Here is a 24,854-nt window from a genome sequence, read left to right as displayed (position 1 = left end):
CTCGATGCCTCAGCGCGGTGGTTGCGAAGCCCCTGGGCCCAGTGATTCGCGCACCTGGGTCAGCGAGCGCCGCTGGCGCCGCTGCGCATCCTGGTTGTCTTCCGACCGCCAGGCCTCGAACGCCTGCCGCAAACCAGGCCATTCGGTGTCGATGATGGAAAACCAGGCGGTGTCGCGGTTGCGGCCCTTGTAGACCAGGGCCTGGCGGAAGATGCCCTCGAACTGGAATCCCAGGCGCGCGGCGGTGCGCCGCGAAGGGGCGTTGAGGCTGTCGCACTTCCACTCGTAGCGGCGGTACCCCAGCGTGTCGAACACGTAGGCCATGAGCAGGAACTGCGCCTCCGTGGAGGCGGGTGTCTGCTGGAGCAGGGGCGAAAACATCACGTTGCCGACCTCGATGGCGCCATGGGTGGGATCGATGCGCATCAGCGCCAGGGTGCCCACGGCCTTGCCCGTGGCCTTGTCCACCACCGCGAAGTGGCGCGGGTCGGTGCTGAGCGCGGCGGTGTGTGCGTAGCGGCCGTAGTCCTCGGGGGTGTCGAACGGGCCGGTGAACATGTAGGTCCAGGCGCGTGGGTCCGGCGCGAGCCGGTAGGCCGCATCCAGGTCGGCCGCGTGGCGCTCGGCCTGCAGCGGCTCCAGCTGGCAGTGGCGGCCCACCAGGGTGACGGCGCCGGGCTGGGGGCGGGGTGTCCAGCCGGGCACGGGGGTACCAATGGGCTGGGCGAGATCATTCATGGAGGTGGACATGGAATTGCGCGGTCGAAGGGTCAAAAAAAGAGAGGTTGAACCGGTGACTCTAGGATTCTTGTGGACCATTCAAAAGATCCACTCATGCACAATCTGATGGTGCCACCGAGGCTGTGAACTGGTGGTTTTTCACCGGCCACCATGACCCAGCGCCTCCCCGCCATCGACCCCGTCCGCCATGTCCTGCTGGAGGCCCCGCTGGTGCGTGACCGGCAGGGCGACTCGCTGCAGCGCCAGCTCCTGACCCGCATCCGCGATGCCATCCTGGATGGGCGCTTCCCTTCGGGCTGCCGCCTGCCGGGGTCGCGGGATCTGGCGGTGGACCTGGGCGTTTCGCGCAATAGCGTGACAGCGGTCTATGAGCAGCTGGGGGCCGAGGGCTACATCGCGCTGAGCCGCCGGGGCACCAAGGTGTCCGCGCTGGACCGCAGCCGGGCCCGGGGCCATGCGGACCCCGCACACGCAGCGCCGCCCCGCCTGTCCGAGCGCGGCACGCGGGTGGTCAGCCGCTTTGCCGATGCGGCCGAGACCCTGGCTTTCAGGCCGGGCGTGCCCGCGCTGGCGCGGTTCCCCCTGAGCGCATGGAAGAGCTGTTTTGACCGCGCCTTCAAGGCATCTGGCGTGTCGGCCCTGGGCTATGGCAATCCGGCGGGCGAGCCCGCCTTGCAGGGCGCCATCATGCGGCACCTGGCGGTGGCACGCGGCGTGCGCTGCGAGGTGGGCCAGGTGGTCATCACCGAAGGCGCGCAGGAGGCGCTGAACCTGTGCGTGCGGCTGGTCACCAACCCGGGCGACACCGCCTGGGTGGAGGACCCGGGCTACCGGGGGGCGCAGACCGCCTTCCAGTGCGGAGACCTGAAGGTCGAAGCCCTGCGGGTCGATGGCGCGGGCCTGGTGGTGCCTGCCGATGCCTGGTCGGCGGCGCCGCCCCGGCTCATCTACACCACGCCGTCGCACCAGTACCCCACGGGCGGGGTGCTGCCCGTGGCCCGCCGGCTCGCGCTGATCCGGCAGGCGCAGGCCTGTGGCGCCTGGATCATCGAGGACGACTACGACAGCGAGTTCCGCCACGCGGGCGAACTCATTGGTGCCATGCAGGGCCTGGTGCCACAGGCGCCGGTGATGTACGTGGGCACATTCAGCAAGACGCTGTTCCCTTCCTTGCGGCTGGGTTTTGTGGTGCTGCCGCAAGCCCTGGCCGCAGCGGCCGCGCCGCTGCTCAAGGAGACCCTGCGCGGCGGGCATCGCCATGAGCAGCTGGCGCTGGCGGAGTTCATCGACAGCGGGCAGTTCAGCCGGCACCTGGGGCGCATGCGGCGCCTGTACCGGGGCCGGCAGGCGCTGTTGCGCGATGCGCTGGCGCAGCACCTGGCCGTGCCCCATGCGGTGCTGGGGGGCGACAGCGGCATGCACCTCACGGTGCGCCTGCCGCCCGAATACCCCGACCAGGCGATTGCCGAGGCGGCCCGCGCCTACGACATGGCGCCGGCACCACTGTCGCGGTTTGCCCTGCGCGCTCGGCCCGAGGACAACGGCCTGGTGCTGGGCTACGGCAATACGTCCGAATCGCAGTACCCGGCCCTGGTGCAGCGGCTTTCGCGGCTGGCCCAGGCGCGGCGGGCACGGCGCAGCGCCTGAGAGCGAGACCGGATCAGGCCAGCAGGTCGCTCAGCGTGCGCGCGATCACCTTGGTGGCGCGGCGCAGGTCTTCGAGCTGCAGGCGTTCGTCGGCGCGCTTTGCGTGCGATTCGAGCACGGTGCGCGGGCCGGAGCCGTAGATCACGCCCGGGATGCCGCGCTCCACATACAGGCGCACATCGGTGTACAGCGGTGTGCCCACCGCGGGCACGGGCTCGCCGATCACGGCCTGCGCATGCTTCTGGATGGCGTCCACCAGCGGCTGGTTGCCGGCCAGCGGGGTCATGGCGTTGGCCAGCAGCAGGCGCTTGATGTCCACGCTGATGCCCGCGCGCTCGCCCGCGGCCTGCTCGATCACGCGGCGGATGGCGGCTTCGACCTCCACCGGGTTCTCTTCGGGGATCATGCGGCGGTCGAGCTTGAACATCACCTTGCCGGGCACGACGTTGGTGTTGGTGCCGCCCTCGATGCGGCCCACGTTCAGGTACGGGTGCTTGATGCCCGCCACCTTGGACGTGACCTTCTTGTACTCGTCGTTCTGCGCATACAGTGCGTTCAGGATGTGCACCGCACCCTGCAGCGCGTCCACGCCGGTGTGGGGCACGGCCGCGTGGGCCATCTTGCCGTGCACGGTCACTTCCATCTGCAGGCAGCCGTTGTGGGCGGTGACCACTTCGTAGCTGAAGCCGGCGGCGATCATCAGGTCGGGCTTGGTGAGCCCCTTTTGCAGCAGCCAGCCGGGGCCGAGTTCGCCACCGAATTCCTCGTCGTAGGTGAAGTGCAGTTCCACCGCGCCCCGCGAGGGCTTGGCGGCGGCTTCCAGCGCGCGCACCGCGAAGGTGAAGCTGGCGAAGTCGCTCTTGCTCACGGCGGTGGCGCGGCCGTACATGGCGCCGTCCACAATTTCGGCGCCGTAGGGGTCGTGCGTCCAGCCTTCGCCGGGGGGCACCACGTCGCCGTGGGCGTTCAGGGCAATGGTCTTGCCGCCGCTGCCGTACGGTCTGCGCACGATGAGGTTGGTGATGGATTCCATGCCGTAGGCCAACACGTCGGCGGCCGGCACGGCGTGCTTCTCGGCGGTGTAGCCAAACTCGGTCAGCAACTCGGCGGTGCGCTCTGCGTGGGGAGCGTTGTTGCCGGGCGGGGTGTCGGTGGGCACGCGCACCAGGGCCTGCAGAAAGCGCACTTCCTCATCGAAGTGCTGGTCGATCCAGGCGTCGAGAGCGGCGTAGGCGGTGGGGGTGTTTGTCGTCATGGTTGTTGTTCCTCGGCAAGTTGGCGCAGGACCTGGGTGAAGGCGTCCACGGCCAGCTGCATGTCGTTGTTGGTGGTGGATTCGAGCGGGTTGTGGCTGATGCCCGAGTTCAGTCCGCGCACGAAGAGCATGGCCTGGGGCATGATTTCGTGCAGCTTCATCGCATCGTGTCCCGCCCCGCTGGGCATGCGGAACACGGGCACGCCCAGCGTGTCCACGGCGCGCTCCCAGTGGTGCTGCCAGGCGGGCGCGCTGGGCGCGGCGGCGGCGCGCATGGATTCTTCCAGCGTGTAGCGCAGGCCGCGCCGGGCGGCGATCCTGGCGAGCTGCTCCCTCACGTCGTTCACCAGCGCGTCGCGCTGGGCGTCGGTGGGCGCGCGCAGGTCCAGGCTGAATTGGCAGCGGCCGGGCACCACGTTGATGGAGCCTGCGGGCACCTGCAGCTGGCCGATGGTGCCCACCGAGTCGCCGTCCTGCGCGGCGCGCTGCTCCACGTACAGCGCGAGTTCCGCCACGGCCACGGCGGCGTCGCGGCGGCGGTCCATGGGGGTGGTGCCGGCGTGGCTGGCGGTGCCGATCATTTCGCACAGAAAACGCACGCTGCCGTTGATGGAGGTGACCACGCCCAGGGGCAGGTCCAGCTCGTTGAGCACGGGGCCCTGTTCGATGTGTACCTCGATGAAACCCAGGTACTGCGCGGGGTCGCGCTGGAGCTTGGGGATGTCGTCGATGCACAAGCCCGCGTGCTGCATGGCCGCGCGCATGGTCACGCCGTCCACGTCCTTCTGGTCGAGCCAGGCGGGGTTGAAGTCGCCGATGAGCGCGCCCGAGCCGAGGAACGTGGCCTTGTAGCGCTGGCCTTCCTCTTCGGCAAAGCCCACCACCTCGATGCCGAAGGGCAGCCGCCGGCCGGCGCGGTGCAGCTCGCGCACGCAGGCCATGGGCACGAAGATGCCCAGGCGGCCGTCGTACTTGCCGCCGTTGCGCACCGTGTCGTAGTGCGACCCGGTGATGAGGTAGCGGGCCCCTTCCGTGGCCGGGTGGTAGCGCCCCACCACGTTGCCCACGGCGTCAATCTCCACTTCGTCGAAGCCGCAGTCGCGCATCCAGTGGCTGATGCGCTGGGCGCAGGCGCGGTGCGCGTCGGTCAGATACGTGACGGTGAGCTGGCCCTTTTCAGCGAAGTCGGGGTCGGAGTGTTCGGCCAGCTTTTCCTGCCAGTCCCACACGTCGTTGCCCAGCACGGGCTCGGCGGCGAACTTGTCGTTCAGGCGGATCTCGGCGATGCGGTGGATGTTGCGCAGGGCCTCGGCCAGTTCGAACTCGGGGTGGTTGTCCAGGCGCCGCGCAAAGGTGTCGATGATCTCCTGCTTGGGCAGGCCCGTGCCGCGCGGCCCGCGCACCGCCAGGATGAACGGGAAGCCGAAGCGCTCGTTGTAGGCGGCGTTGAGCGCCTGGATGCGCGCGAACTCCTCGGGTGTGCACTGGGTGAGGCCCGCCTTGCTCTGCTCGTTGGTGGACTCGGCCGTGAGGTTCTTGGCCACCATCGCTTTGCCCGCCAGTTCCGGGTGGGCGCGGATCAGTGCCAGCTGCGCGTCCTGGCCCGCCGTGCGCACCACCTGGGCCAGCGCGTGCTGCAGGTGGGCCTGCGAGCGGAAGGGCCGCTGCGCCAGCGCCTGCTCGGCGATCCAGGGCGAGTGCTCGTACAGGCCATCGAGCAGCTGCAGGGCCTCGGCGCTGCTGGCGGCGTTGAGTTGTTCCAGTGTCAGGGCCATGGTCAGCCTGCTTTCTGTGAAGGGTAGGGGTGCGCCTGTTTCCAGTGGCGCGCGATGTCGATACGGCGGCACACCCACACGTCGCCGTGCCGCTCGATGTGGTCCAGGAAACGCTGCAGCGCGGTGATGCGGCCGGGCCGGCCCAGCAGGCGGCAGTGCATGCCGATGCTCATCATCTTGGGCGCGTTGTCGCCGGCCGGGTCGCCTTCGGCGTACAGCGCGTCGAACGTGTCCTTCATGTACTGGAAGAACGGGTCGGCGTGCGAGTAGCCCTGCGGCAGCGCGAAGCGCATGTCGTTGCAGTCGAGCGTGTAGGGCACGATGAGCTGGGGCGCGGTGGTGCCATCGCTCTTTTTCACGTCCATCCAGAACGGCAGGTCGTCGCCGTAGTAGTCGCTGTCGTATTCGAAGCCGCCGAAGTCGGCCACGAGGCGGCGGGTATTGGGGCTGTCGCGGCCGGTGTACCAGCCCAGGCCATGCACATGGCCTTCCGAGCTTCCTCGGGGGCCCGTCATGCGCTCAATGATCTCCATGGCCTTGGCCATGTGGGCGCGCTCGACCTCTTCGGGCACATGCTGGTAGTGGATCCACTTGAGGCCGTGGCAGGCGATCTCGTGGCCTAGCTGCACGAACGCCTGGGTCAGCTCGGGGTGGCGCTGCAGTGCGCTCGACACGCCGAACACGGTGAGCGGCAGCTTGCGCTTTTCGAACTCGCGCAGGATGCGCCACACGCCGGCGCGCGAACCGTATTCGTAGATGCCTTCCATGCTCATGTGCCGCTCGGGGTAGCTCGCGGGGTTGAACATTTCGGACAGGAACTGCTCGCTGCCCGCGTCGCCGTGCAGCACGGCGTTCTCGCCGCCTTCTTCGTAGTTGAGCACGAACTGCACGGCGATGCGCGCACCGCCCGGCCATTGCGCATGGGGTGGGGTCTTGCCGTAGCCGATGAGGTCGCGGGGGTAGGGCTGGGTGGAGTCGTAGATCATGGGCATGAGGGATTCAAGGGGTCTGTCACGCGCTGGGATGTCACGTGCTGAGCGCGGCGGCCAGGTCGCTGGCCGGGCGCTTGCGGTCGAAGGTCAGGCTGGCTTCCACGTGCTCCAGGTGGGCCTGCATGAGGGAGACGGCCAGGGCCTCGTCGCGCGCGGCGAGCGCGGCCACGATGTCGCCATGCTCCTCGTGGGAGTGTTCTGCGGCGCTGGCCGACTGGTACATCAGCGTGATGAGGGCGCAGCGAGAGATCAGGTCGCCCAGCATCTGCGCCAGCACCTCGTTGCCCATGAGCTCGGCCATGCGCACATGGAAGTCGCCCAGCAGCTCGGTGCGGCTGCTGGCATCGGCCGTGCCCATGGCGGCCTTCTCGCTGGCGACGTGGGCGCGCAGGGCCTTGATCTTGGCGGGGGTCACGGTCTGCACGAAGGCCCGCGTCATCTCGGTCTCGAGCATGCGGCGCACGGCGAACACCTGGCGGGCCTCTTCGACCGAGGGGGTGGACACGAACGCGCCGCGCGCGGGCTCCAGCGTGACGAGGCGGTTCTGCGCGAGCTGGAACAGCGCCTGGCGCACCAGCGTGCGCGACACGCCGAAATGGTCGGCCAGTTTCTGCTCGGCCAGCTTGGTGCCCGGCTGCAGGCGGTGCTCGACGATGGCGCGGGTCAACGCGTCGACAATGGCACTGGTGGATGAAGATTCCATGGTTGCATGATACGTTGGATGGCGAAAAGTGTATACACTTTTGGTCTACACGCTGCGATCTGGCAATCCTCGCCGATCGGCCGTGGTCCCCACTTCAGGAGATTCCCTATGGGATTGAGCACCCACGTTCTGGACACCATGAATGGCTGCCCCGCGGCCGGCATGGAGATCGCCCTGTATTCCACCGACGGCGACAACGCCACCCTCATCAAGCGCCTGGTGTTGAACCATGACGGCCGCACCGATGCGCCGCTGTTCGACAATGCGACCCTGCGCGCTGGCACCTACCGGCTCAGCTTCAATGTGGCGGGCTACTTCAAGGCGCGCGGCGTGCAGCTGCCCGAACCCAATTTCCTGAACCTGGTGAGCCTGGATTTCGGCATCGCGCACGCCGACCAGCACTACCACGTGCCGCTGCTGGTGAGCCCGTGGAGCTATTCGACCTATCGCGGGTCGTGAGGGGCGGGGCCCAGCCAGGGCCCGCGCGCACGGGGATGTGCCTACAGCTGCCCTTCGGTCAAGGTATCGAGCTGGAAATGCCCGCTCTTGTCCCACAGCCAGGTGTCGGTGTAGGTGACCTTGCCCAGGCGCGCGGGCACCGGGAAGGGCGCCGCTGCGCGCACGGTGCGCTCGATTTCCGCGACCACCTCGGGGGCATGGCGCGGGGCACGCATCCACCGCAGGCGCGTCACCTTGCCAGCGCGGTCGATATCCACCTCCAGCACGCCGATCGCATACAGCATGGGGGGCAGCTTGCCCTTGAACACGCGCTGCGCGTTCAGGCCGTAGAGGTGGGTGGCGGCGTCCTGCCGGTACGCCCGGGGGGTGGTCGCCGCCGAGGCGCGGGCCGAACCGGCGCTTGCGGGCACGGGGCCCTTGACGCCGCTGGAGGCGTCGGTGCTGGGCGCACGGCTGTCCTGCGCGGGCGGCGCAGGTTCGGGAGCCGACTTGCATGCCGCCACCAGCGCTGCGATGGCGGCCATGAGCCCGGCGAGCAGCCAGTGGCTGCGGGTACTGGGGGTGCGCTCGGGGGCTGGGGACGGCATGATGGCTGGTGTGGGCTGGAACGGAACGGGGACCCTGGGACCCCGATGGCGCGAAGGATCTGGATTGACTGATGTGCTTTTACTGCTGGACGGCCTTGCGGCCGCGCCCGCCTGTCTGGTAAGGGTGGAGTCTACCGAAGGCTCGGTGCCGCGTGAAGCCGGGGCCTGGATGGCCGTGTTCGCCGAGCGGATAGTGGGCACCATCGGCGGCGGCCACCTGGAGCACCAGGCCATTGCCGAGGCCCGCCGGCGCCTGGGGGGCGTGCCCGGCCCGGCCCGCATGCGCTATGCGCTGGGCCCGGCGCTGGGGCAGTGCTGCGGGGGCGTGGTGCACCTCGAATTCGAGACGCTGTCCGTACCCGCCGACCAGGCCCTGGCCGACCGCCTGCGCGCGCGCCTGTCGCCGCGCCGGCACCCGGTGGCGCTGTTCGGCGGCGGGCATGTGGGCCACGCGCTGGCCCGGGTGCTGGCGCCGCTGCCGTTCGCGCTGACCTGGATCGACAGCCGCGACGGGATCTTTCCGCAGCCGGCGCCGGACGGCGTGGCCTGCGAACACTCCGACCCGGTGCAGCTGGCGGTGCCGGACCTGGCCTCTGGCACCCGCGTGCTGATCATGAGCTTCAGCCATGCCGAGGACCTGGACGTGGTGGCCGCCTGCCTGCGCCGCCAGCGCGAGCGGCGCGACCTGCCGTTCATCGGGCTCATCGGCAGCAAGACCAAGTGGGCGACGTTCGCAAACCGCCTGCATGGGCGCGGGTTCGCGCAGGAGGAGCTGGCGCAGGTCACCTGCCCCATCGGCATCCGGGGCATCGACGGCAAGGAGCCGGAGGTCATCGCCGTGGCCGTGGCCGCGCAGCTCCTGCAGACCCTGGGCGGTGGGGGCGCGAACGGGTTCTGAGGGTAACTCCGCTCCCGCGTGCCTTCGAGGGGGCTGGAATCGAGAACAATTTCTGCATACACTTTTCACTGTCCTGATTCGGTATTTCATGGGTCGCAGCGGTGCCCCGGCAGAATCTCTGCCAAGGTGCGCGACCCCCTTCTTCTGCTCAGAGCGCCCGCAGTGGTGAGCAGGTTGCACAAAGGCGGCGCCTTCGCGCCGCCAAAGTTGAGAGACTTCCATGGAAAGCTACTTTCTCGACTGGGCCAACCTGCTGCTGCGCTGGGTCCACGTCATCACCGCCATCGCCTGGATCGGCTCCTCGTTCTATTTTGTCTTCCTGGACAGCAGCCTCACGCCGCCCGAGGACGAGGACCTGAAGAGGCAGGGCGTGAGCGGCGAGCTCTGGGCCGTGCACGGCGGCGGGTTCTACCACCCGGTCAAGTTCGCCGTGTCGCCCCCGAAGCTGCCCGGCCACCTGCACTGGTTCTTCTGGGAGAGCTACAGCACCTGGATCAGCGGGTTCGCGCTGTTCACGGTGTCGTATCTCTACAGCGCCAGCACCTACCTCATCGACAAGTCGCGCATGGACTGGGCCCCCGCCACGGCCATCGTGGTGGCGCTGGCGTTCTTCGTGGTGTTCTGGCTGTTGTACGACGCGATCTGCCGCCTCTTCGGGCAAAAGAAGAACGGCGACGCCATCGTGGGGGCGCTGGTGCTCGTGCTGGTGTGCATCGCCTCCTGGCTGGCCTGCCACTGGTTCGCGGGCCGCGCGGCCTTCCTGCTGGTGGGCGCGATGATCGCCACGGCCATGAGCGCCAACGTGTTCTTCTGGATCATCCCCGGCCAGCGCACGGTGATCGCGCAGATCAAGGCCGGCGAGCCCGTGGACCCCATCCACGGCAAGCGCGGCAAGCAGCGCAGCGTGCACAACACGTACTTCACGCTGCCCGTGCTGTTCGCCATGCTGAGCAACCACTACAGCTTCACCTGGAGCCACCCGCAGAACTGGCTGGTGCTCATCCTCATGATGTTCGCGGGCGCCGCCATCCGCCAGTTCTTCGTGATGCGCCACGGCTACAAGCTGGGCCGCAACGGCAACCCGCTGCCGTATGCGCTGGTGGGGGTGGTGGTCATCGTGGGCGTGATCGCCTGGATGCGCCCCGCGCCGGTGGCGGCCCCTGCCGCGCCGGTGGCGGGATATGCTCCTGTTTCAGGAGCTGCTGGCGCAGGTGGGCAAAGCGCTGGAGGTCAAAATGACTATGTATCCCTGCAGCCCGTGCTGGCCCAGCGCTGCTACATGTGCCATGGCGAGCAGGTGCAGATGAAGAACCTGCGGCTGGATGCGCCCGACAGCGTCAAGCAGCATGCGCAGGCCGTCTACCAGCAGGTGGTGGTGCAAAAACTCATGCCCATGAACAACGCCACGGGCATGACCGATGCCGAGCGGGCGCTGGTCAAGCGCTGGTTCGAGGCCGGAGCGGCGGTGGGCACTCCCTGAGCCCCTGCGCGCTTCACCCCGGGGGGCGGCCACCCGGGGTCCGGTCGGACCCGTTCCATGCAGGCACCCGCCGGGGCGCGTGATTTTTGGGCGCCCTACGCCGCCAGCGCGTCTTGCAGCGCGCGGGTGGCGGCCAGTGCGCCCAGGCTCGATTCGGTGAAGCCGCCATGCAGCACCACCCCCGTGGCCGCCTGCTTGGCCTCGTGCTTGGCCACCGCGGCCAGATTGGCCACTTCCTCGGCATGGCGGAAGCGCCCGGGCGTGATGCGCACCGCGCCGATGGCCAGCGTGGTGCACGGAAAGAACCGCTGCACGCCGTGGCGGTCCTCGGCGTCGATGCCGCCGGCCTGCCGCGCAGCGTCGTCGAACAGCGTGAGCGCCTCGCGCGCGAATTCGTCCACGATGTTCTTGCAGCGCTGCAGCCAGTTGCTGCTCTGGAACACGAGCATGAAGTCGTCCCCGCCCACATGGCCCACGAAGTCGCGCCGCGCGTCGCAGTGCGCGGTGGCCAGGCGCGCCACCAGGCGGATCATCTGGTCGCCGCGCCAGTAGCCGTAGTGGTCGTTGAAGGGCTTGAAGTTGTTCAGGTCCGCATAGCAGGCCACGAACTCGGTGTGGTGGTCCAGCAGGCGCTGCATGTGCAGGCTGATGGGGATGTTGCCGGGCAGGAAGGTCAGCGGGTTGGCGTGCCGCGCCGCCTCGATGCGCGTCTCGGTCACGGCGCGCACCAGCTGGTCGCCCGTGCCCAGGCCCAGGTAGCGGCCGTTGTCGGTCACGATGTAGCCGTCGCTCAGGTAGCGCTGGTCCTGCGAGGTGAGGATGCCCACGAGCTGGTCCACGTCGCAGTCCAGTTCCACCACGCGCGGGGCCTGGTTGGCGAAGGCCAGGCATGGCTTGCGGCCATGCACTTCGCGGAAGTACAGCGTGGCGTAGTGGTTCATGAACTGCTGGCGGTTGATGAGCGCCACGGGGCGCGTGCCGTCCACCACGGCCAGCGCATGCAGGTCGGTGCGTTCGTGGAACATCGCCGCCACCGCGTCATTGCTGGTGGCGGGCGCGGCGGTGGGTGCCTGCACCACCAGCACGCTGCGCAGGATGCCCGGGCGCGCCGTCTGCCCCAGGTGGGGCAGCACGGCCACGCGGCGGTCCTGCATCACTTCCAGCGCGGGGCCGTCCACCGTCTCGCGGGGTGTGCGGGCCGGGCGGCCCAGCAGCCAGCCCTGGCCGTAGGGGATGTCCAGGTCGCGCAGCGCGCGCAGGTCGTCGCGTGTCTCGATGCCCTCGGCGATCAGCGTGGTGCCGAACACGTCGGCGATGCCCTTGATGGCCTGCAGCATCTGCAGGTTCTCGGGGTGGTCGCTGATCTCGCGGATGAAATACTTGTCGATCTTCACGAAGTCGGGCTTCACCTCGGACCACAGCCGCAGGCTGGAGCGGCCGTCGCCGAAGTCGTCCAGCGCCATGCGCGCGCCGCAGGCGTGCACGGCCTTGATGGCCTGGCGCAGCAGGGGCATGTCGGACACGCGCTCATGCTCGGTGATCTCCAGCACCAGCATGCGCGCGCTCGCGCCGAAGCTGCGCACCGTCTCGCCCAGTTTCTGGGCGCCGACCAGTGCCACGCCGTGCACCAGCGCGTCGGCGCTGATGTTCACGAACAGGCGGCCGGGGGCCTCCTGCGCACCCCATTGCTGGAGGGCGGTGAACACGCACAGCAGCTCGAAGTCCTGCAGGATGCGCTCGCGCCGGGCCATCTCCAGCAGTGCGTCGGGGGTGTGCCAGGGCGTGCCGCGAGGTCCACGGATCAGGGCCTCATGGGCATAGATGCTGCCTTCGCGCAGGTCGGCCAGCGGCTGGAAAACGCAGTGCAGGCCCCCCTCGCGCATGAGCCCCGCCAGAGGGCCCGTGCCATGGCGCGCGGCCGGCGACAGCAGCGCCAGCATCGCCTCCAGCCGGCTCCAGGGAGTGTTCTGCATTGCGTGGGATGGGTGGTCTCTGGGCAAGGTGCCCACGATAGCGGCGGGCTGTGACAATGTGGTTACAAGCTGTCACGTTTCTGCCGGCCGCCGGCGCCGCGCCCCCGGGGCCGGGTAGTGCGCCGCCGCCCGTGTGCTGGCGCAAGGCCCCTGCGCGGCGGGGCCGGCGGCGAGGTTCCGGTTTGATCTTGCTCAATGCCCGGCGGGCGCCGGCACGGCACAGTCCGTCCCATGCTGCCCTCTATCTATTTCTCCCTGCCCGCCGAAATCGAGGTCATTGCCGCCGGTGAAGTGCTGCGCAAGCGCAACGAGGTGCTGACGTCCGTGCTGCACCTGGAAAGCGGCCGCGTGCTGCGCGGCGTGCTGGACGATGGCTACCTGCGCCACCAGCTGGGAGCCGTGGACGGGCCGTTCTGGCTGGACGCCGCGTCGGCGCTGATGGGCCTGCCGTTGCCGGTGGACATGGTGGCCGACACGCGCCTGCAGGTGCGCCGCCTGCCCATCGATGAATTTCATCGCAGCCTGGCCGAAATGCCCGCGGGCGCGCGCGGCCTGCTGCTGGACATGGCGCAGGGTTACCGGCAGCAGTCCGAGCTGGCCGTGAGCCGCCTGGCGCAGGATGCCGAATCGCGCTGCGCGCAATGGCTGCTCAAGCATGCCGAGCAGGACCACAGCGGTGCGATGCAGGTCACGCTGCACCAGCGCAAGCGCCTGATCGCCGCGCAGCTGGGCATTGCGCCCGAGACCTTCTCGCGCGTGCTGCGCCACCTGCGCGAGCTGGGCCTGATCCACGGCACCGGCAACGTGCTGAACCTTCCCCACCCCCGCGCGCTGCAGTCCATGGCGGGTTGCTAGAAAACACGCCCTGAGTCGCTGCGCGCCTTGACCCTGCTCTCGCTGCGCGGGAGGAGGGCGCACCCGGTGGCCTGGCAAAGCCAGTTCCACGGGGGCACTCGCCCCGTCCGCGCCAGTTTCAGAGGCTGGCGCGCGGCGGAAGGGGCGCCGGTGCGGATGGTCCTTTGACCGCAGTGTGGCTCAGGGTTTGTCCTTGGGTTTCACTGAGGGTTCTACCCAAGCCCCGGGCTGCAGGGGCTGCGTATATTTGTTGGGACCTGTCCGGTTTGACCCGTTCCGATGCCCAACGCCACTTCCCGTGCTTGCCGGGGTGCTCCCAGAGCGGAGTGTCCATGAAGCCTCCCGCCCACCCCGCGCCGCCGCACGACGCGCCGGGCTGGTTTGTGCCTGGGACCCTGGTGCTTCGGCTCATGCTGGCGGCGGTGCTGGCGGTGGCCCTGTCGGGCACGGTGTCGGCATGGCTCGTCACGCGGGCGTCCGGGCAGGAGGCCGTGCGGCGCGTGGTGAGCCAGCAGACCGACGAGGTCGAGGTCGTGGCCCGCCTGCTGGCCAGCAAGATCGAACAAAGCCAGAAGGTGCTGCGCACCGTGGCCGCCGGCATCACGCCGGGCATGCTGGAATCCCCGTCCACCCTCGAATGGCTGCTGCAGCAGGGCCTGCCGGCCGTGCAGTTCTTCGATGCCATGCAGGTGGCCCGCGACAACGGCGAACTGCGGCTGAACCTGCGGGCGGGGCGCCTGGAAAAGGCGGCCGACCTGGACCCGGCCGAGCGCGACGCCCTGCGCCGCACGCTCATCGATGGCAAGCCGCTGGTGTCGGAGCTCATCGCGGGCCGCACCGGCGATGCGCGTGTGATGTTCACCATGCCGCTGCACCGCGAGGATGGCGCCGTGCTGGGCGTGGTGGCGGGTGCGCTGCGGCTGCAGTCCCAGGGGCTGCTGCCGCCGTCCATGGCGCTGCCCGCGCGCGATGACTCGCGGCTCATCGTCTTCACGCGCGACGGCACCATCCTGTCGCACTCGGACCCCGCCCGCATCCTGGGCAAGGTGCGCGACGAGGCGGGCCTCGCCCCCGTGTACGCCCGCTGGCTCGACCAGTCCCAGCCTGTGGTGGGGCGGGGCACGACCCATCTGGAGGCCCAGCACATCGTCAGCATGGCGGGCATGCCGCTGCCGCAGTGGATCGTGGCGCGCGTCAGCCCCTCGCAGGCGCTGCTGGCGCCGCTGGAGGGCGCGCAGCGCGAGGCCTGGTGGCTGGCCGCCGCCAGCATGGCGCTGTGCATGCTGCTCGTGGCCGTGCTCATGGCCTGGATGGCCCAGCCCCTGGCGCAGCTCACGCACAGCGCGCGCCAGATGCTGCGCCGGGGCACGCGGGCCGGGGCCGTGCAGGACATTGCCTGGCCGCGCGCGGACGGCGAGGTGGGCGAACTCGTGCGCGTGTTCCAGGGCATGGTGCAGCAGGGCAGCCTGCAGCAGCAGCACAAGGCCACGCTGGACGGGCAATTCCAGGCCGTTCTGGACAGCGCATCCGTGGGCATCGTCATCTCGCGCCACGGCATCCTGGAGGTGGTGGGCCGCCAGGCCTGCGTGATGCTGGGCTACGCAGAAGGGGAGCTGCAGGGCCGACCCGCCCGCACCCTGTACGCCAATGATTCCGACTATGTGCGCATTGGCGAACGGGTGCAGGCCGAGTTTGCCGCGCACGGTGTCTTCGACGGCGATGTCTGCTTCATGCGCAAGGACGGCTCGCCCGTGTGGGCCCGTGTGCAGGGCCGCGGCGTGCGGCCCGACGAGATGGGTGGCGGCACGGTCTGGATCCTGGAGGACATCACCGCCGCGCGCGAGGCGCAGATGCAGCATGCCTGGGAGCGCACGCACGATGCGCTCACCCAGCTCTACAACCGCAGCGCGTTCGACGAGCGCCTGGGCCTGCTGCTGGCCGAGCGCTCGGCGCGGCCGCGCGCGCCGGAGGGGGACGGCGGCGACACCGCCGGGGACGGCGTGGTGCTGTTCCTGGACCTGGACCACTTCACCGTGGTGAATGACATCGCCGGCCACGATGCGGGCGACGATGTGCTGCGCCATGTGGCCCGCCTGCTCGAATCCCAGGTGCGCCAGGTCGGCTGGGCCGCGCGGCTGGGCGGCGACGAGTTCGCGGTGGTGCTGCCCGGCTGCGCGCTGGCGCGCGGCCAGGCCGTGGCCGAGCAGCTGCGTGCCTCCGTGCAGGACTGGGAGCCTTCGTACCAGGGGCGCAGCTTCACGCTGGGGGTGAGCATCGGCCTCGTGGTGCTCGATGCCAGCCTGCAGGACGTGCCCTCGGTGCTGTATGCGGCGGACATGGCCTGCTACGACGCCAAGCGGGCGGGGCGCAACCGGGTGGAGACACGGCACGCGAACCAGGCGACCGCATCGGGGAGGATGGCGCTGGGGCCTGCATGAAAGGCCCCCTGAGCCGCCTGGCGTCTTCCCCCTGGGGACGCCGCCAGCGGCCTGGCAAAGCCCGTTCCGCGGCGTCTGCCGGCCTGGGCCGCTCAGTGCCCGGGGGCTCACTCAGTCCGTCAGGCGTCCCAACGCCCGCAGCACATTCTCCGCGGTCGCCGGTGCCGTCAGCACCACGGGCCCCGTGGCTTCATCCCCGCGCCCCGCCGCCACCGCATTGCGCAGCGCCTCGTACACGCTGATCGCCAGCATGAACGGCGGCTCGCCCACCGCCTTGCTGCCGCCCACGTTGTCCTCGCGGTTCGCCTCGGGCCACAGGTTCACGCGGAAGTGCGCGGGGATGTCCCCCGTCGCCGGGATCTTGTAGGTGCTCGGTGCGTGCGTGGCCAGGGTGCCCTTGTCGTTCCACACCAGCTGCTCGGTGGTGAGCCAGCCCATGCCCTGCACGAAGCCGCCCTCGATCTGGCCGATGTCGATGGCCGGGTTGATGCTGTGGCCCACGTCGTGCAGGATGTCCACCTTGAGCACGCGGCTTTCGCCGGTGAGCGTGTCGATGACCACCTCGGAGCACGCGGCCCCGTAGGCAAAGTAGTAGAACGGCCGGCCCGTGAGCGTGGCCTTGTCGTAGTGGATCTTGGGCGTGCGGTAGAAGCCGTCGCTCCACAGCTGGATGCGGTTGGCGTACGCCTCCTTCACCACGTCGTCGAACAGGCGTACCTTCTTGGGCGAGATCACCTGCCCGCCCTCGAAGCGGATGGCGCCGGCGCCGCAGCTGTCGAGCCCGCACACGAAGGAGGCGAGGTTGTCGCGCACGTTGCGCGCCGCGAACTGCGCCGCGCGGCCGTTCAGGTCGGTGCCGCTGGACGCTGCCGTGGCGCTGGCGTTGGGCACCTTGCTGGTGTCGCTGGCGGTGACGAGCACCCGGGACAGCGGCACGCCCAGTTCGTCCGCCACGATCTGCGCCACCTTGGTGTGCAGGCCCTGGCCCATCTCGGTGCCGCCGTGGTTCACCTGCACGCTGCCGTCGGTGTACACATGCACCAGCGCGCCGGCCTGGTTGAACAGCGTGGCCGTGAAGCTGATGCCGAACTTGACCGGCGTGATCGCCAGGCCCCGCTTGAGCACGGGGCTGGTGGCGTTCCAGGCCGCGATGGCGTGCTGCCGCTCGCGGTAGCCGGCGTCGCGCTCCAGCTGCGGCATCAGTTCGTGCAGGATGTTGTCCTCCACGGTCATCTGGTAGTGGGTGACGTTGCGACCCTCCCCGGCGTCCTTGCCGTACAGGTTGGCCAGGCGCACGTCCTGGGCATCCCGGCCCAGGGCGCGCGCGATGTCGCCCAGGATGGCCTCGATCACGATCACGCCCTGCGGCCCGCCAAAGCCGCGGAACGCGGTGTGGCTCTGGGTGTTGGTCTTGCAGCGGTAGGAGGCGATCTCCACGTCGCTCAGGAAATAGGCGTTGTCGCTGTGGAACACGGCGCGGTCCGCCACCGGCCCCGACAGGTCGGCGCTGAAACCGCAGTTGGCCGCCATGTGCAGCGCGAGGCCGGTGATGCGGCCCGCGCCGTCAAAGCCCACGTCGTACTGGTACGCGAACGGGTGGCGCTTGCCGGTGACCATGAAGTCTTCATCGCGGTCGAGCCGCAGCTTGACGGGGCGCCCGAACTTGCTGGCCGCCACCGCCGCCCACACGGCCAGGTGGCCTGCCTGGGTCTCCTTGCCGCCGAAGCCGCCGCCCATGCGCCGGCACTCCACGCGCACCGCGTGGTTGTCCAGCCCCAGGGCGTGGGCCACCCAGTGCTGCACTTCGCCCGGGTGCTGGGTGCTGGAATAGATCCACCACTGCCTTTGCTCCAGCGGCAGCGCGTAGGCAATCTGGCCTTCGAGGTAGAAGTGTTCCTGCCCGCCCACCTCGAAGGCGCCCTGCAGCCGGTGCGCCGACCGCGCGAGGCCGGCCTGCGCATCGCCCCGGCGCACGAACACGGGCGGCAGCACATAGCTTTCGGCCCGCAGCGCTTCCTTCACGGTGAGGATGGCGGGCAGCGGCGTGATGTCCAGCTTCACGGCGCGCACGGCGCGGCGCGCCTGCATCACCGAGTCGGCCACCACCAGGCCGATCACCTGGCCGACGTGCTGCACGGTGTCGATGGCAAACACGGGCTCGTCGTGCGCGAAGGCGGCCAGCAACTTGTCGCCGGGCACGTCGGACGACAGCACCACGCCGCGCACGCCGGGCAGGGCCAGGGCGGCGCTGGCATCCACGCTGTTCAAGGTGCCGTGCGCCACGGTGGAGAGGATGGGCGCCGCATAGAGCGTGCCCTTCACCTCGGGCAGGTCGTCGATGTAGTGGGCCGCGCCCGCCACCTGGGCGCGCGCGCTTTCGTGGATGTGCGACTGGCCCATGGCGCGGGTGCTGGCGGGCGTGCTGGCCTGCGGCGGGGCCAGGGGTTCGGCGGCGTGGGCGTCGGCGCTGGCGACCACGGGGTCGTCCACAGCATCGCGGCTCACGGGCAGGCCGCCGGGCAAGGTTTCGCGCTGGTTCATACGGCTTCCTCCAGGCGGAAGTTCTCCACGCTCACGGCCTCTTCGCCCTGGCTCTCCAGCCAGAAGCGCTGCAGCAGGCTGGCCAGCACCGTGCGGCGGTAGGCACCGCTGGCGCGCATGTCCGAGATGGGATTGAACTCGCCCTGCAGCGCTTGCGCGGCGCGGGCGATGGTGTCGGCGTTCCACGGCTGGCCGGCCAGCGCCGCCTCGGTCTGGCGCGCGCGGGCCGGGGTGGCGGCCACGCCGCCCGCGCCGATGCTGGCGCGGCGCACCACGTCGGCTTCGATGTCCAGGTTGATGACCAGGCACACGGCGGAAATGTCATCGTCAAACCGCTTGGAAATCTTGTAGGCCCTGAGCACTTCCGTGACCCCCGGCCTGGGCACCACGATGCGCACCAGCAGCTCGTCGGGCGCCATCACGTTCTGCCGGTAGCCGGTGTACAGGTCTTCCAGCGCCAGGGTGCGTTCTCCCCGCACGCTGGCCAGTACCACCTGGGCGCGCAGCGCGATCAGGAGCGGCATGGAGTCGCCAATGGGCGAGCCGTTGGCCACGTTGCCCCCCAGCGTGCCCGAATTGCGCACGGGCAGGCCCGCGAAGCGCGTGGCAAAGGTGTGCAGCTGCGGCCACTGCGCGGTCAGTGCGGCAAACGCGTCGGTCAGGGTGACGGCGGCCCCGAGCGTGATGTGGTGCGCGTCCTGCTGAACCTGCCGCAGTTCGGCCACGCGGGTCACGTCCAGGATGCTTTCGTATTGCTTGTGCTGCTTGGTCACCCACAGGCCCACGTCGGTGCAGCCTGCCACCACCTGCGCCGCGGGGTGTGCCGCCCGCGCGGCCAGCAGATCAGGCAGTGTGGTGGGTGAAATATAAGAAGAATTGGCCTCTGGCGCTGGATGGGTAAGCGCGAGTAGCTCCAGCTTTTGTAGCAAAAGAGGTTCATTTACCACCATTGCGGGCAGGGCGGCCATGTGCTGCGCGGCGTCCAGGATGGGGCGGTAGCCCGTGCAGCGGCACAGGTTGCCGGAGAGTTCTTCCTGCGCCAGTTCGCGGGTGATGGGTTGGCCGTGGTGGACGTGGTCGAGCGCCGACGGGCCGCCCCTAGGCGCGAGGGCCCCGGGCGCGCGGGAATCCGGGGGCCCTTCCCCGGATGGGGGCCGCGAACCACACGCAGTGGGGAGCGTGGGGGCGATGTGTTTCTGGTACATCCCAAAGAGACTCATCACAAAACCGGGGGTGCAAAACCCGCATTGAGAACCGTGGCACTGAACCATCGCCTCTTGTGCGGGATGCAGTGTGATGGGTGGACGAGGAGCCGGGGCGGCATCGCCCACGGGCTGGATCAACGGGTCTTCCGCCAGGTCCTCCACCGTCCACAGCGCCATGCCGTGGACCGAATGCGCCAGCCGGATGCAGCTGTTCACCGCGCTGTAGTGCACCTTGCCGTCCCGTGCCTCGCCCAGCACCACGGTGCAGGCGCCGCAGTCGCCTTCGCCGCAGCCCTCCTTGGTGCCGGTGTTGCCCAGGTCTTCGCGCAGCACCTCCAGCAGCGTGCGATCGGGTGGTACATTGCCCAGCGCCACGGGCTGGCCGCGGCGCAGGAATTGCAAGGGTTGGGTGGTCATGACGGATGCCGCTTCTTCGATTGCTGTCAATTCATGAGGACCTGCGCACATCGGGATGCGACGTCCGCATTGCCTTGGAGCGATGCGGTTTGCCTGAGCCCTGTTTTGCGCAAGTCGTGTTCATCAGAGGGTAGGGCGCCCAATGGCCGCCAGCATAAGTACAAGCTTATGACATCAATGCACGCACTGCTATGAGAGACCACGCCCTTTTCGACAAGATAGACCTCCATCTCATAAGGGTCTTGCACACCGTGCTCACAGAACGCAGCGTATCGAGGGCCGCCGTCCGCCTGGGCATGCACCAGCCGGCGGTGTCGGCCGCGCTCAAGCGCCTGCGCGACCTGGCGGGGGACCCGCTGCTGGTGCGCTCGGGCGCCAGCATGATGCCCACCGACGCCGCGCTGCGCATGGTGGAGCCCGCGGGCGCCATCCTGCGCTCGGCCGAGGCGCTGTTCTCGGATGCGCGCGGCTTCGATCCGCGCACCGCCACCCGCACCTTCCGCGTGGCCGCCAGCGACTACCTCGATCCGCTCTTCCTGCCCCAGCTGGTGTCCCGCATCAAGGTGGAGGCCCCGCTGTGTCCCATCGAGATCCTGCCCCTCTCGGCCGACGCGCACTACCATGCGCACCTGGCGCAGGGCGAGGTGGACGTGGTGATCGGCAACTGGCCGCAGCCGCCGGACGACCTGCACATGGGCCGCCTGTTCGGCGACGAGGTCGTCTGCCTGGTGGGCAAGGACCACCCCGCCGTGCGGCGCGGCTGGGACGTGGAAAGCTGGCTGGCGGCCGAACACATCGCGCCCACGCCCACCCACCCCGGCGCGCGCGGCGTGATCGACGCCCACCTGGACAACCTGGGCATGCAGCGCCACATCACGGCGCGCTGCGCGCATTTCAGCCTCATCCCCAGCATCGTGGCCTCGAGCCTGCTGGTGCTGACCACGGGCCGCCAGTATTGCGAGCGTTATGTGGAGCAGCTGCCGCTGGCCATCCTGCCGTGCCCGGTGCCTTTTCCGCGCCTCATGTACTACCAGCTGTGGCATGCGCGCACGCACCACTCCGCCGCTGCCGCGTGGTTGCGCGAATGTGTGAAAACCGTGGCCTCTTCGCTACGAAAAGAATAGCTGCTTGGGCATGCTGAACAAGCGCAAGAAGGTGTTTCCATTCTTATAACAAGTTGTAAAACTGAGAGACAATCCACCGCATGAGTTCACCTCCTATTCCTCCCGCCCCGGGCGCGCCGCCGCCGCCCCGGCTGCAGCTCATGGGCATCACCAAGCGCTATCCGGCCGTGGTGGCCAACAGCGGCGTGTCGCTCACGGTGCTGCCCGGCGAGATCCATGCGGTGCTGGGCGAAAACGGCGCGGGCAAGTCCACGCTGATGAAGATCATCTACGGATCGGTCAAGCCCGACGAAGGCAGCGTGTTCTTCAACGGCCAGGCCGTGCAGGTGCGCAACCCGCAGGAGGCGCGGGCGCTGGGCATCGCCATGGTGTTCCAGCACTTCAGCCTGTTCGACACCCTCACGGTGGCCGAGAACGTGTGGCTGGGCCTGGACAAGAGCCTGCAGCTGGCCGAGGTGACGCAGCGCATCACCGCCAAGGCGGCCGAATATGGCCTCGACATCGACCCGCTGCGCCCCGTGCACACGCTGAGCGTGGGCGAGATGCAGCGCGTGGAAATCATCCGCGCGCTGCTCACCAACCCCAAGGTGCTGATCCTGGACGAGCCCACCTCGGTGCTCACGCCCCAGGCGGTGGAAAAACTCTTCGTGGTGCTGCGCAAGCTGGCCAGCGAGGGCTGCAGCATCCTCTACATCAGCCACAAGCTGCACGAGATCCGCGCGCTGTGCACCGCGTGCACCGTGCTGCGCGGCGGCAAGGTGACGGGTGTGTGCAACCCGGCGGAAGAATCGAATGCGTCTTTGTCGCGCCTCATGATCGGCGCCGAGCCGCCCGCGCTGGAACACCGCGCGCTGCAGACCGGCGCCACGGTGCTGCGTGTGCAGGGCCTGTCGCTGCCGCGTGCCGACCAGTTCGGGGTGGATTTGATCGACCTGCAGTTCGAGGTGAAGGCGGGCGAGGTGGTGGGCATTGCCGGTGTGTCGGGCAACGGGCAAAAGGAACTGCTCTACGCGCTGTCGGGCGAAGACCAGCGGGCTGATGCAGTCAGCATCCAGGTCTCCGGCCAGAACGCGGGCCGAATGGGCCCCGGCCAGCGCCGCGCGCTGGGCTTGCACTTCGTGCCCGAAGAGCGCCTGGGCCGGGGCGCCGTGCCCACCATGGGCCTGGCGCACAACCTGCTGCTCACGCGCACCAACTCGGTCGGGGGCAGCGGCTGGATCAAGGTGGGGGCCTTGCAAAAACACGCCGAGGCCATCATCCAGCGCTTCAACGTGAAGGCGGGCGGCCCCCATGCGGCGGCCAGGTCGCTGTCGGGGGGCAACCTGCAGAAGTTCATCGTGGGGCGCGAGATCGATGCCAACCCGAAGCTGCTCATCGTTTCGCAGCCCACCTGGGGCGTGGACGTGGGCGCGGCCGCGCAGATCCGGGGCTCCATCCTGGCGCTGCGCGATGCGGGCTGCGCCGTGCTGGTGGTGAGCGAGGAGCTGGACGAATTGTTTGAAATCTGCGACCGGCTGCACGTGGTCGCCAAGGGGCACCTGTCGCCTTCGGTGCCGCGTGCCGAGGCCACGGTGGGCCTCATCGGCGAATGGATGAGCGGCCTGTGGCATGCCGACGTGCAGGCGCACCTGGCGCAGCAGCACCAGCAGCAGGCGCGGGCCGGGGAGGTGCAGCATGCTTAAGCTGGAACCGCGTCCCCAGGCGTCGAAGCTCTGGACCTATGGCTCGCCGCTGCTGGCGCTGGCCATCACGGTGCTGATCGGCGTCGCGCTGTTCGTGGCGCTGGGCAAGGACCCCGTGCGCGGGCTGCAGGTTTTCTTCTGGGAACCCGTCAAGTCGCAGTACGCCATCGGCGAACTCATGGTCAAGGCCACGCCGCTGCTGCTCATCGCGCTCGGCCTGGCCGTGTGTTTCCGCTCCAACGTGTGGAACATCGGTGCCGAAGGGCAGTTCGTCATCGGCGCCGTGGTGGCGGGTGGCGTGGCGCTGCTGGCCGACAAGACCACGGGCCCGTGGATCGTGCCCGCCATCCTGCTCGCCGGGGTGCTGGGTGGCATGGTCTGGGCGGGGCTCACGGCGCTCTTGCGCGACAAGTTCAACGCCAATGAAATCCTGGTCAGCCTGATGCTGGTCTATGTGGCCACGCTGGTGCTGGGCTATCTGGTCTACGGCCCGTGGAAGGACCCCATGGGCTACAACTTTCCGCAGACCAAGACCTTCGAGAAAGTGACGCAGATCCCGCGCCTGATGCAGGGTTCGCGGGTGTCCATCGGCCTCTTGCTGGCGCTGGCCGGGGCGGCGGCGCTGTGGGTGTTCCTGTTCCGCACGCGGGCCGGTTTCGCGCAGCAGGTCGGCGGACTGGCCCCGGCGGCGGCGCGGTACGCCGGGTTCTCCTCGCGCAAGGCGCTGTGGACGGCGTTGCTGATCTCGGGCGGCGCGGCAGGCCTGGCGGGAGCGCTGGAAGTGGCGGGGCCGATTGGCCAGCTCACGCCCTACGTGCCGGCGGGCTACGGCTTCGCGGCCATCATCGTCGCCTTCGTGGGGCGCCTGCACCCCGTGGGCATGATCCTCTCGGCCATCCTCATGAGCATGTTCTATATCGGTGGCGAGCTGGCGCAGTCGCGCATGGGGCTGCCCAAGTCGCTCACGGGCGTGTTCCAGGGCCTGCTGCTGTTCACGCTGCTGGCGTGCGACACGTTGATTGCCTACCGCGTGCGCTGGGTCGGCACCAGGAAAGGAGGTGTCTGATGGAGTCCTATGCACTGCTCATCGGCGCCACGCTCAGCGCGGGCACCGTTCTGGCCATTGCGGCCCTGGGCCTGCTCATCAACGAAAAGGCCGGCATCGTCAATCTTGGGGCGGAAGGCATGATGCTGTGCGCCGCCATCGCGGGCTTCGCCACCGTGGTGCACACGGGCAACACCTGGCTCGGGTTTGCGGCGGGCATGGCCGCCGGCGCCGTGCTGGCCGCCATCTTCGGCGTGCTGGTGATCTGGCTCAACACCAACCAGTACGCCACCGGGCTGGCGCTCAGCCTGTTCGGCGTGGGGTTCTCGGCGTTCGCCGGCATCAGCTACGTGCAGGCCAAGCTGCCCGAGCTGCCCAAGTACGCGGTTCCGGTGCTGGGCGACGTGCCGCTGCTCGGGCCCGCGCTGTTCCAGCAGCATCCGCTGGTGTACCTCACCATGCTGCTGGTCGCGGGGCTGATCTGGTTCCTGTACCGCTCGCGCGCCGGGCTCGTGCTGCGCTCGGTCGGCGAGTCGCCCGAGTCGGCCCACGCGCTGGGCTATCCGGTGCGGCGCATTCGCCTCGCGGCGGTGGTGGCGGGCGGGGCGCTGTGCGGGCTGGCGGGCGCCTACATCTCGACGGTGTATACACCCCTGTGGGTAGAGGGCATGGTCGCCGGCCGGGGCTGGATCGCCCTGGCCCTCACCACGTTCGCGACCTGGCGCCCGGCACGGGTGTTGCTTGGTGCCTATTTGTTCGGCGGCGTGACCATGTTGCAGTTCCACCTGCAGGCCACGGGGGTGCAGGTGGCCAGCCAGTTGCTGAGCATGCTGCCGTATGTGGCCACCATCGTCGTGCTGGCGCTGATTTCGCGCAATCCGGCGTGGATCCGCATCAACATGCCGGCGTCGCTGGGCAAGCCGTTCTATCCGGGCTCCTGAAATGGGCGGGCCGGTGCGTCAAAAACTGGTTACCCCACAGTAGATCGCCCCATAATTGCTGCTTTCGTCCCCAACCTTTGCAAGTCTCACTCTTCA

Annotated in this window: 18 protein-coding genes and 1 pseudogene; 10 read left to right on the top strand and 9 right to left on the bottom strand. The window is 69.1% G+C overall.

The genetic code is table 11. The features are described from left to right. Positions 1-42: 42 nt before the first annotated feature. A pseudogene (locus AC07OD_RS25200) lies at positions 43-750 on the bottom strand (GNAT family N-acetyltransferase); the annotation flags it as partial. 141 nt (positions 751-891) lie between these two features. Between AC07OD_RS25200 and pdxR the strand changes: the two are divergent. Continuing rightward, positions 892-2,388 carry a MocR-like pyridoxine biosynthesis transcription factor PdxR gene (gene pdxR / locus AC07OD_RS25195; RefSeq protein ID WP_494598302.1) on the top strand — a complete coding sequence of 499 codons (1,497 nt, stop codon included), beginning with the start codon at positions 892-894 and terminating at the stop codon, positions 2,386-2,388. A 13-nt stretch (positions 2,389-2,401) separates the two neighbouring features. Here pdxR and AC07OD_RS25190 read toward each other — a convergent pair whose 3' ends face one another. The 4 genes from AC07OD_RS25190 to AC07OD_RS25175 are packed head-to-tail and all read right to left on the bottom strand — an operon-like array spanning position 2,402 to position 7,113. After that, complete coding sequence (locus AC07OD_RS25190; protein WP_494598301.1) at positions 2,402-3,643, bottom strand: M20 family metallopeptidase; 1,242 nt, start codon at positions 3,641-3,643, stop codon at positions 2,402-2,404. Next, the gene (gene uraD, locus AC07OD_RS25185) at positions 3,640-5,418 is read right to left on the bottom strand and encodes a 2-oxo-4-hydroxy-4-carboxy-5-ureidoimidazoline decarboxylase (RefSeq protein ID WP_494598300.1); all 1,779 of its coding nucleotides are present in this window, start codon (positions 5,416-5,418) and stop codon (positions 3,640-3,642) included. The genes AC07OD_RS25190 and uraD overlap by 4 nt, the downstream gene beginning before the upstream one ends. 2 nt (positions 5,419-5,420) lie before the next feature. Then, positions 5,421-6,404 carry an allantoinase PuuE gene (puuE, locus tag AC07OD_RS25180; RefSeq protein WP_494598299.1) on the bottom strand — a complete coding sequence of 328 codons (984 nt, stop codon included), beginning with the start codon at positions 6,402-6,404 and terminating at the stop codon, positions 5,421-5,423. Between the two features lie 40 nt (positions 6,405-6,444). Beyond that, positions 6,445-7,113: a GntR family transcriptional regulator gene (locus tag AC07OD_RS25175; protein ID WP_218293614.1), complete on the bottom strand. Its 669-nt coding sequence runs from the start codon at positions 7,111-7,113 to the stop codon at positions 6,445-6,447. Between the two features lie 108 nt (positions 7,114-7,221). Between AC07OD_RS25175 and uraH the strand changes: the two genes are divergently transcribed. Next, positions 7,222-7,572 carry a hydroxyisourate hydrolase gene (gene uraH / locus AC07OD_RS25170; protein WP_218293615.1) on the top strand — a complete coding sequence of 117 codons (351 nt, stop codon included), beginning with the start codon at positions 7,222-7,224 and terminating at the stop codon, positions 7,570-7,572. A 41-nt stretch (positions 7,573-7,613) separates the two neighbouring features. Here uraH and AC07OD_RS25165 read toward each other — a convergent pair whose 3' ends face one another. Next, positions 7,614-8,096 carry a hypothetical protein gene (locus tag AC07OD_RS25165; protein WP_218294410.1) on the bottom strand — a complete coding sequence of 161 codons (483 nt, stop codon included), beginning with the start codon at positions 8,094-8,096 and terminating at the stop codon, positions 7,614-7,616. Positions 8,097-8,223: 127 nt separating this feature from the next. Between AC07OD_RS25165 and xdhC the strand changes: the two genes are divergently transcribed. Further along, the gene (gene xdhC / locus AC07OD_RS25160) at positions 8,224-9,057 is read left to right on the top strand and encodes a xanthine dehydrogenase accessory protein XdhC (RefSeq protein WP_255591733.1); all 834 of its coding nucleotides are present in this window, start codon (positions 8,224-8,226) and stop codon (positions 9,055-9,057) included. A gap of 220 nt (positions 9,058-9,277) precedes the next feature. After that, positions 9,278-10,537, top strand: a complete 1,260-nt coding sequence (locus AC07OD_RS25155; protein WP_494598298.1) for a urate hydroxylase PuuD — start codon at positions 9,278-9,280, stop codon at positions 10,535-10,537. Positions 10,538-10,632: 95 nt separating this feature from the next. Here AC07OD_RS25155 and AC07OD_RS25150 read toward each other — a convergent pair whose 3' ends face one another. Beyond that, positions 10,633-12,510 carry an EAL domain-containing protein gene (locus AC07OD_RS25150; RefSeq protein WP_369641743.1) on the bottom strand — a complete coding sequence of 626 codons (1,878 nt, stop codon included), beginning with the start codon at positions 12,508-12,510 and terminating at the stop codon, positions 10,633-10,635. A gap of 231 nt (positions 12,511-12,741) precedes the next feature. Between AC07OD_RS25150 and AC07OD_RS25145 the strand changes: the two genes are divergently transcribed. Both AC07OD_RS25145 and AC07OD_RS25140 read left to right on the top strand, forming a co-directional pair. Next, positions 12,742-13,365, top strand: coding sequence for a Crp/Fnr family transcriptional regulator (locus tag AC07OD_RS25145; protein ID WP_369641744.1), 624 nt, complete (start codon positions 12,742-12,744; stop codon positions 13,363-13,365). 332 nt (positions 13,366-13,697) lie between these two features. Further along, complete coding sequence (locus AC07OD_RS25140) at positions 13,698-15,803, top strand: diguanylate cyclase domain-containing protein (protein WP_494598297.1); 2,106 nt, start codon at positions 13,698-13,700, stop codon at positions 15,801-15,803. Positions 15,804-15,914: 111 nt separating this feature from the next. Here AC07OD_RS25140 and xdhB read toward each other — a convergent pair whose 3' ends face one another. Both xdhB and xdhA read right to left on the bottom strand, forming a co-directional pair. Next, the gene (xdhB, locus tag AC07OD_RS25135) at positions 15,915-18,344 is read right to left on the bottom strand and encodes a xanthine dehydrogenase molybdopterin binding subunit (RefSeq protein ID WP_218293619.1); all 2,430 of its coding nucleotides are present in this window, start codon (positions 18,342-18,344) and stop codon (positions 15,915-15,917) included. Beyond that, on the bottom strand, positions 18,341-19,966 hold the full coding sequence (gene xdhA, locus AC07OD_RS25130) for a xanthine dehydrogenase small subunit (protein ID WP_494598296.1): 1,626 nt from the start codon (positions 19,964-19,966) through the stop codon (positions 18,341-18,343). The genes xdhB and xdhA overlap by 4 nt, the downstream gene beginning before the upstream one ends. 191 nt (positions 19,967-20,157) lie before the next feature. Between xdhA and AC07OD_RS25125 the strand changes: the two genes are divergently transcribed. The 4 genes from AC07OD_RS25125 to AC07OD_RS25110 all read left to right on the top strand — a co-directional run bounded on the left by AC07OD_RS25125 (position 20,158) and on the right by AC07OD_RS25110 (position 24,758). Next, positions 20,158-21,090 (top strand): LysR family transcriptional regulator, encoded by a 933-nt coding sequence (locus tag AC07OD_RS25125; protein ID WP_218293621.1) that lies wholly within the window; start codon positions 20,158-20,160, stop codon positions 21,088-21,090. An 80-nt stretch (positions 21,091-21,170) separates the two neighbouring features. Next, complete coding sequence (locus tag AC07OD_RS25120; protein ID WP_494598295.1) at positions 21,171-22,772, top strand: ABC transporter ATP-binding protein; 1,602 nt, start codon at positions 21,171-21,173, stop codon at positions 22,770-22,772. Further along, on the top strand, positions 22,765-23,838 hold the full coding sequence (locus tag AC07OD_RS25115) for an ABC transporter permease (protein WP_494598294.1): 1,074 nt from the start codon (positions 22,765-22,767) through the stop codon (positions 23,836-23,838). The genes AC07OD_RS25120 and AC07OD_RS25115 overlap by 8 nt, the downstream gene beginning before the upstream one ends. Continuing rightward, entirely contained in the window at positions 23,838-24,758 is a 921-nt protein-coding gene (locus tag AC07OD_RS25110) for an ABC transporter permease (RefSeq protein ID WP_218293624.1), read from the top strand. The genes AC07OD_RS25115 and AC07OD_RS25110 overlap by 1 nt, the downstream gene beginning before the upstream one ends. Positions 24,759-24,854 lie beyond the last annotated feature (96 nt).

The organism is Acidovorax sp. GW821-FHT10E03 (assembly GCF_059415205.1).
The sequence above is the reverse complement of the archived record's forward strand: the minus strand, read 5'-3'. Positions and strand labels throughout refer to the sequence as shown.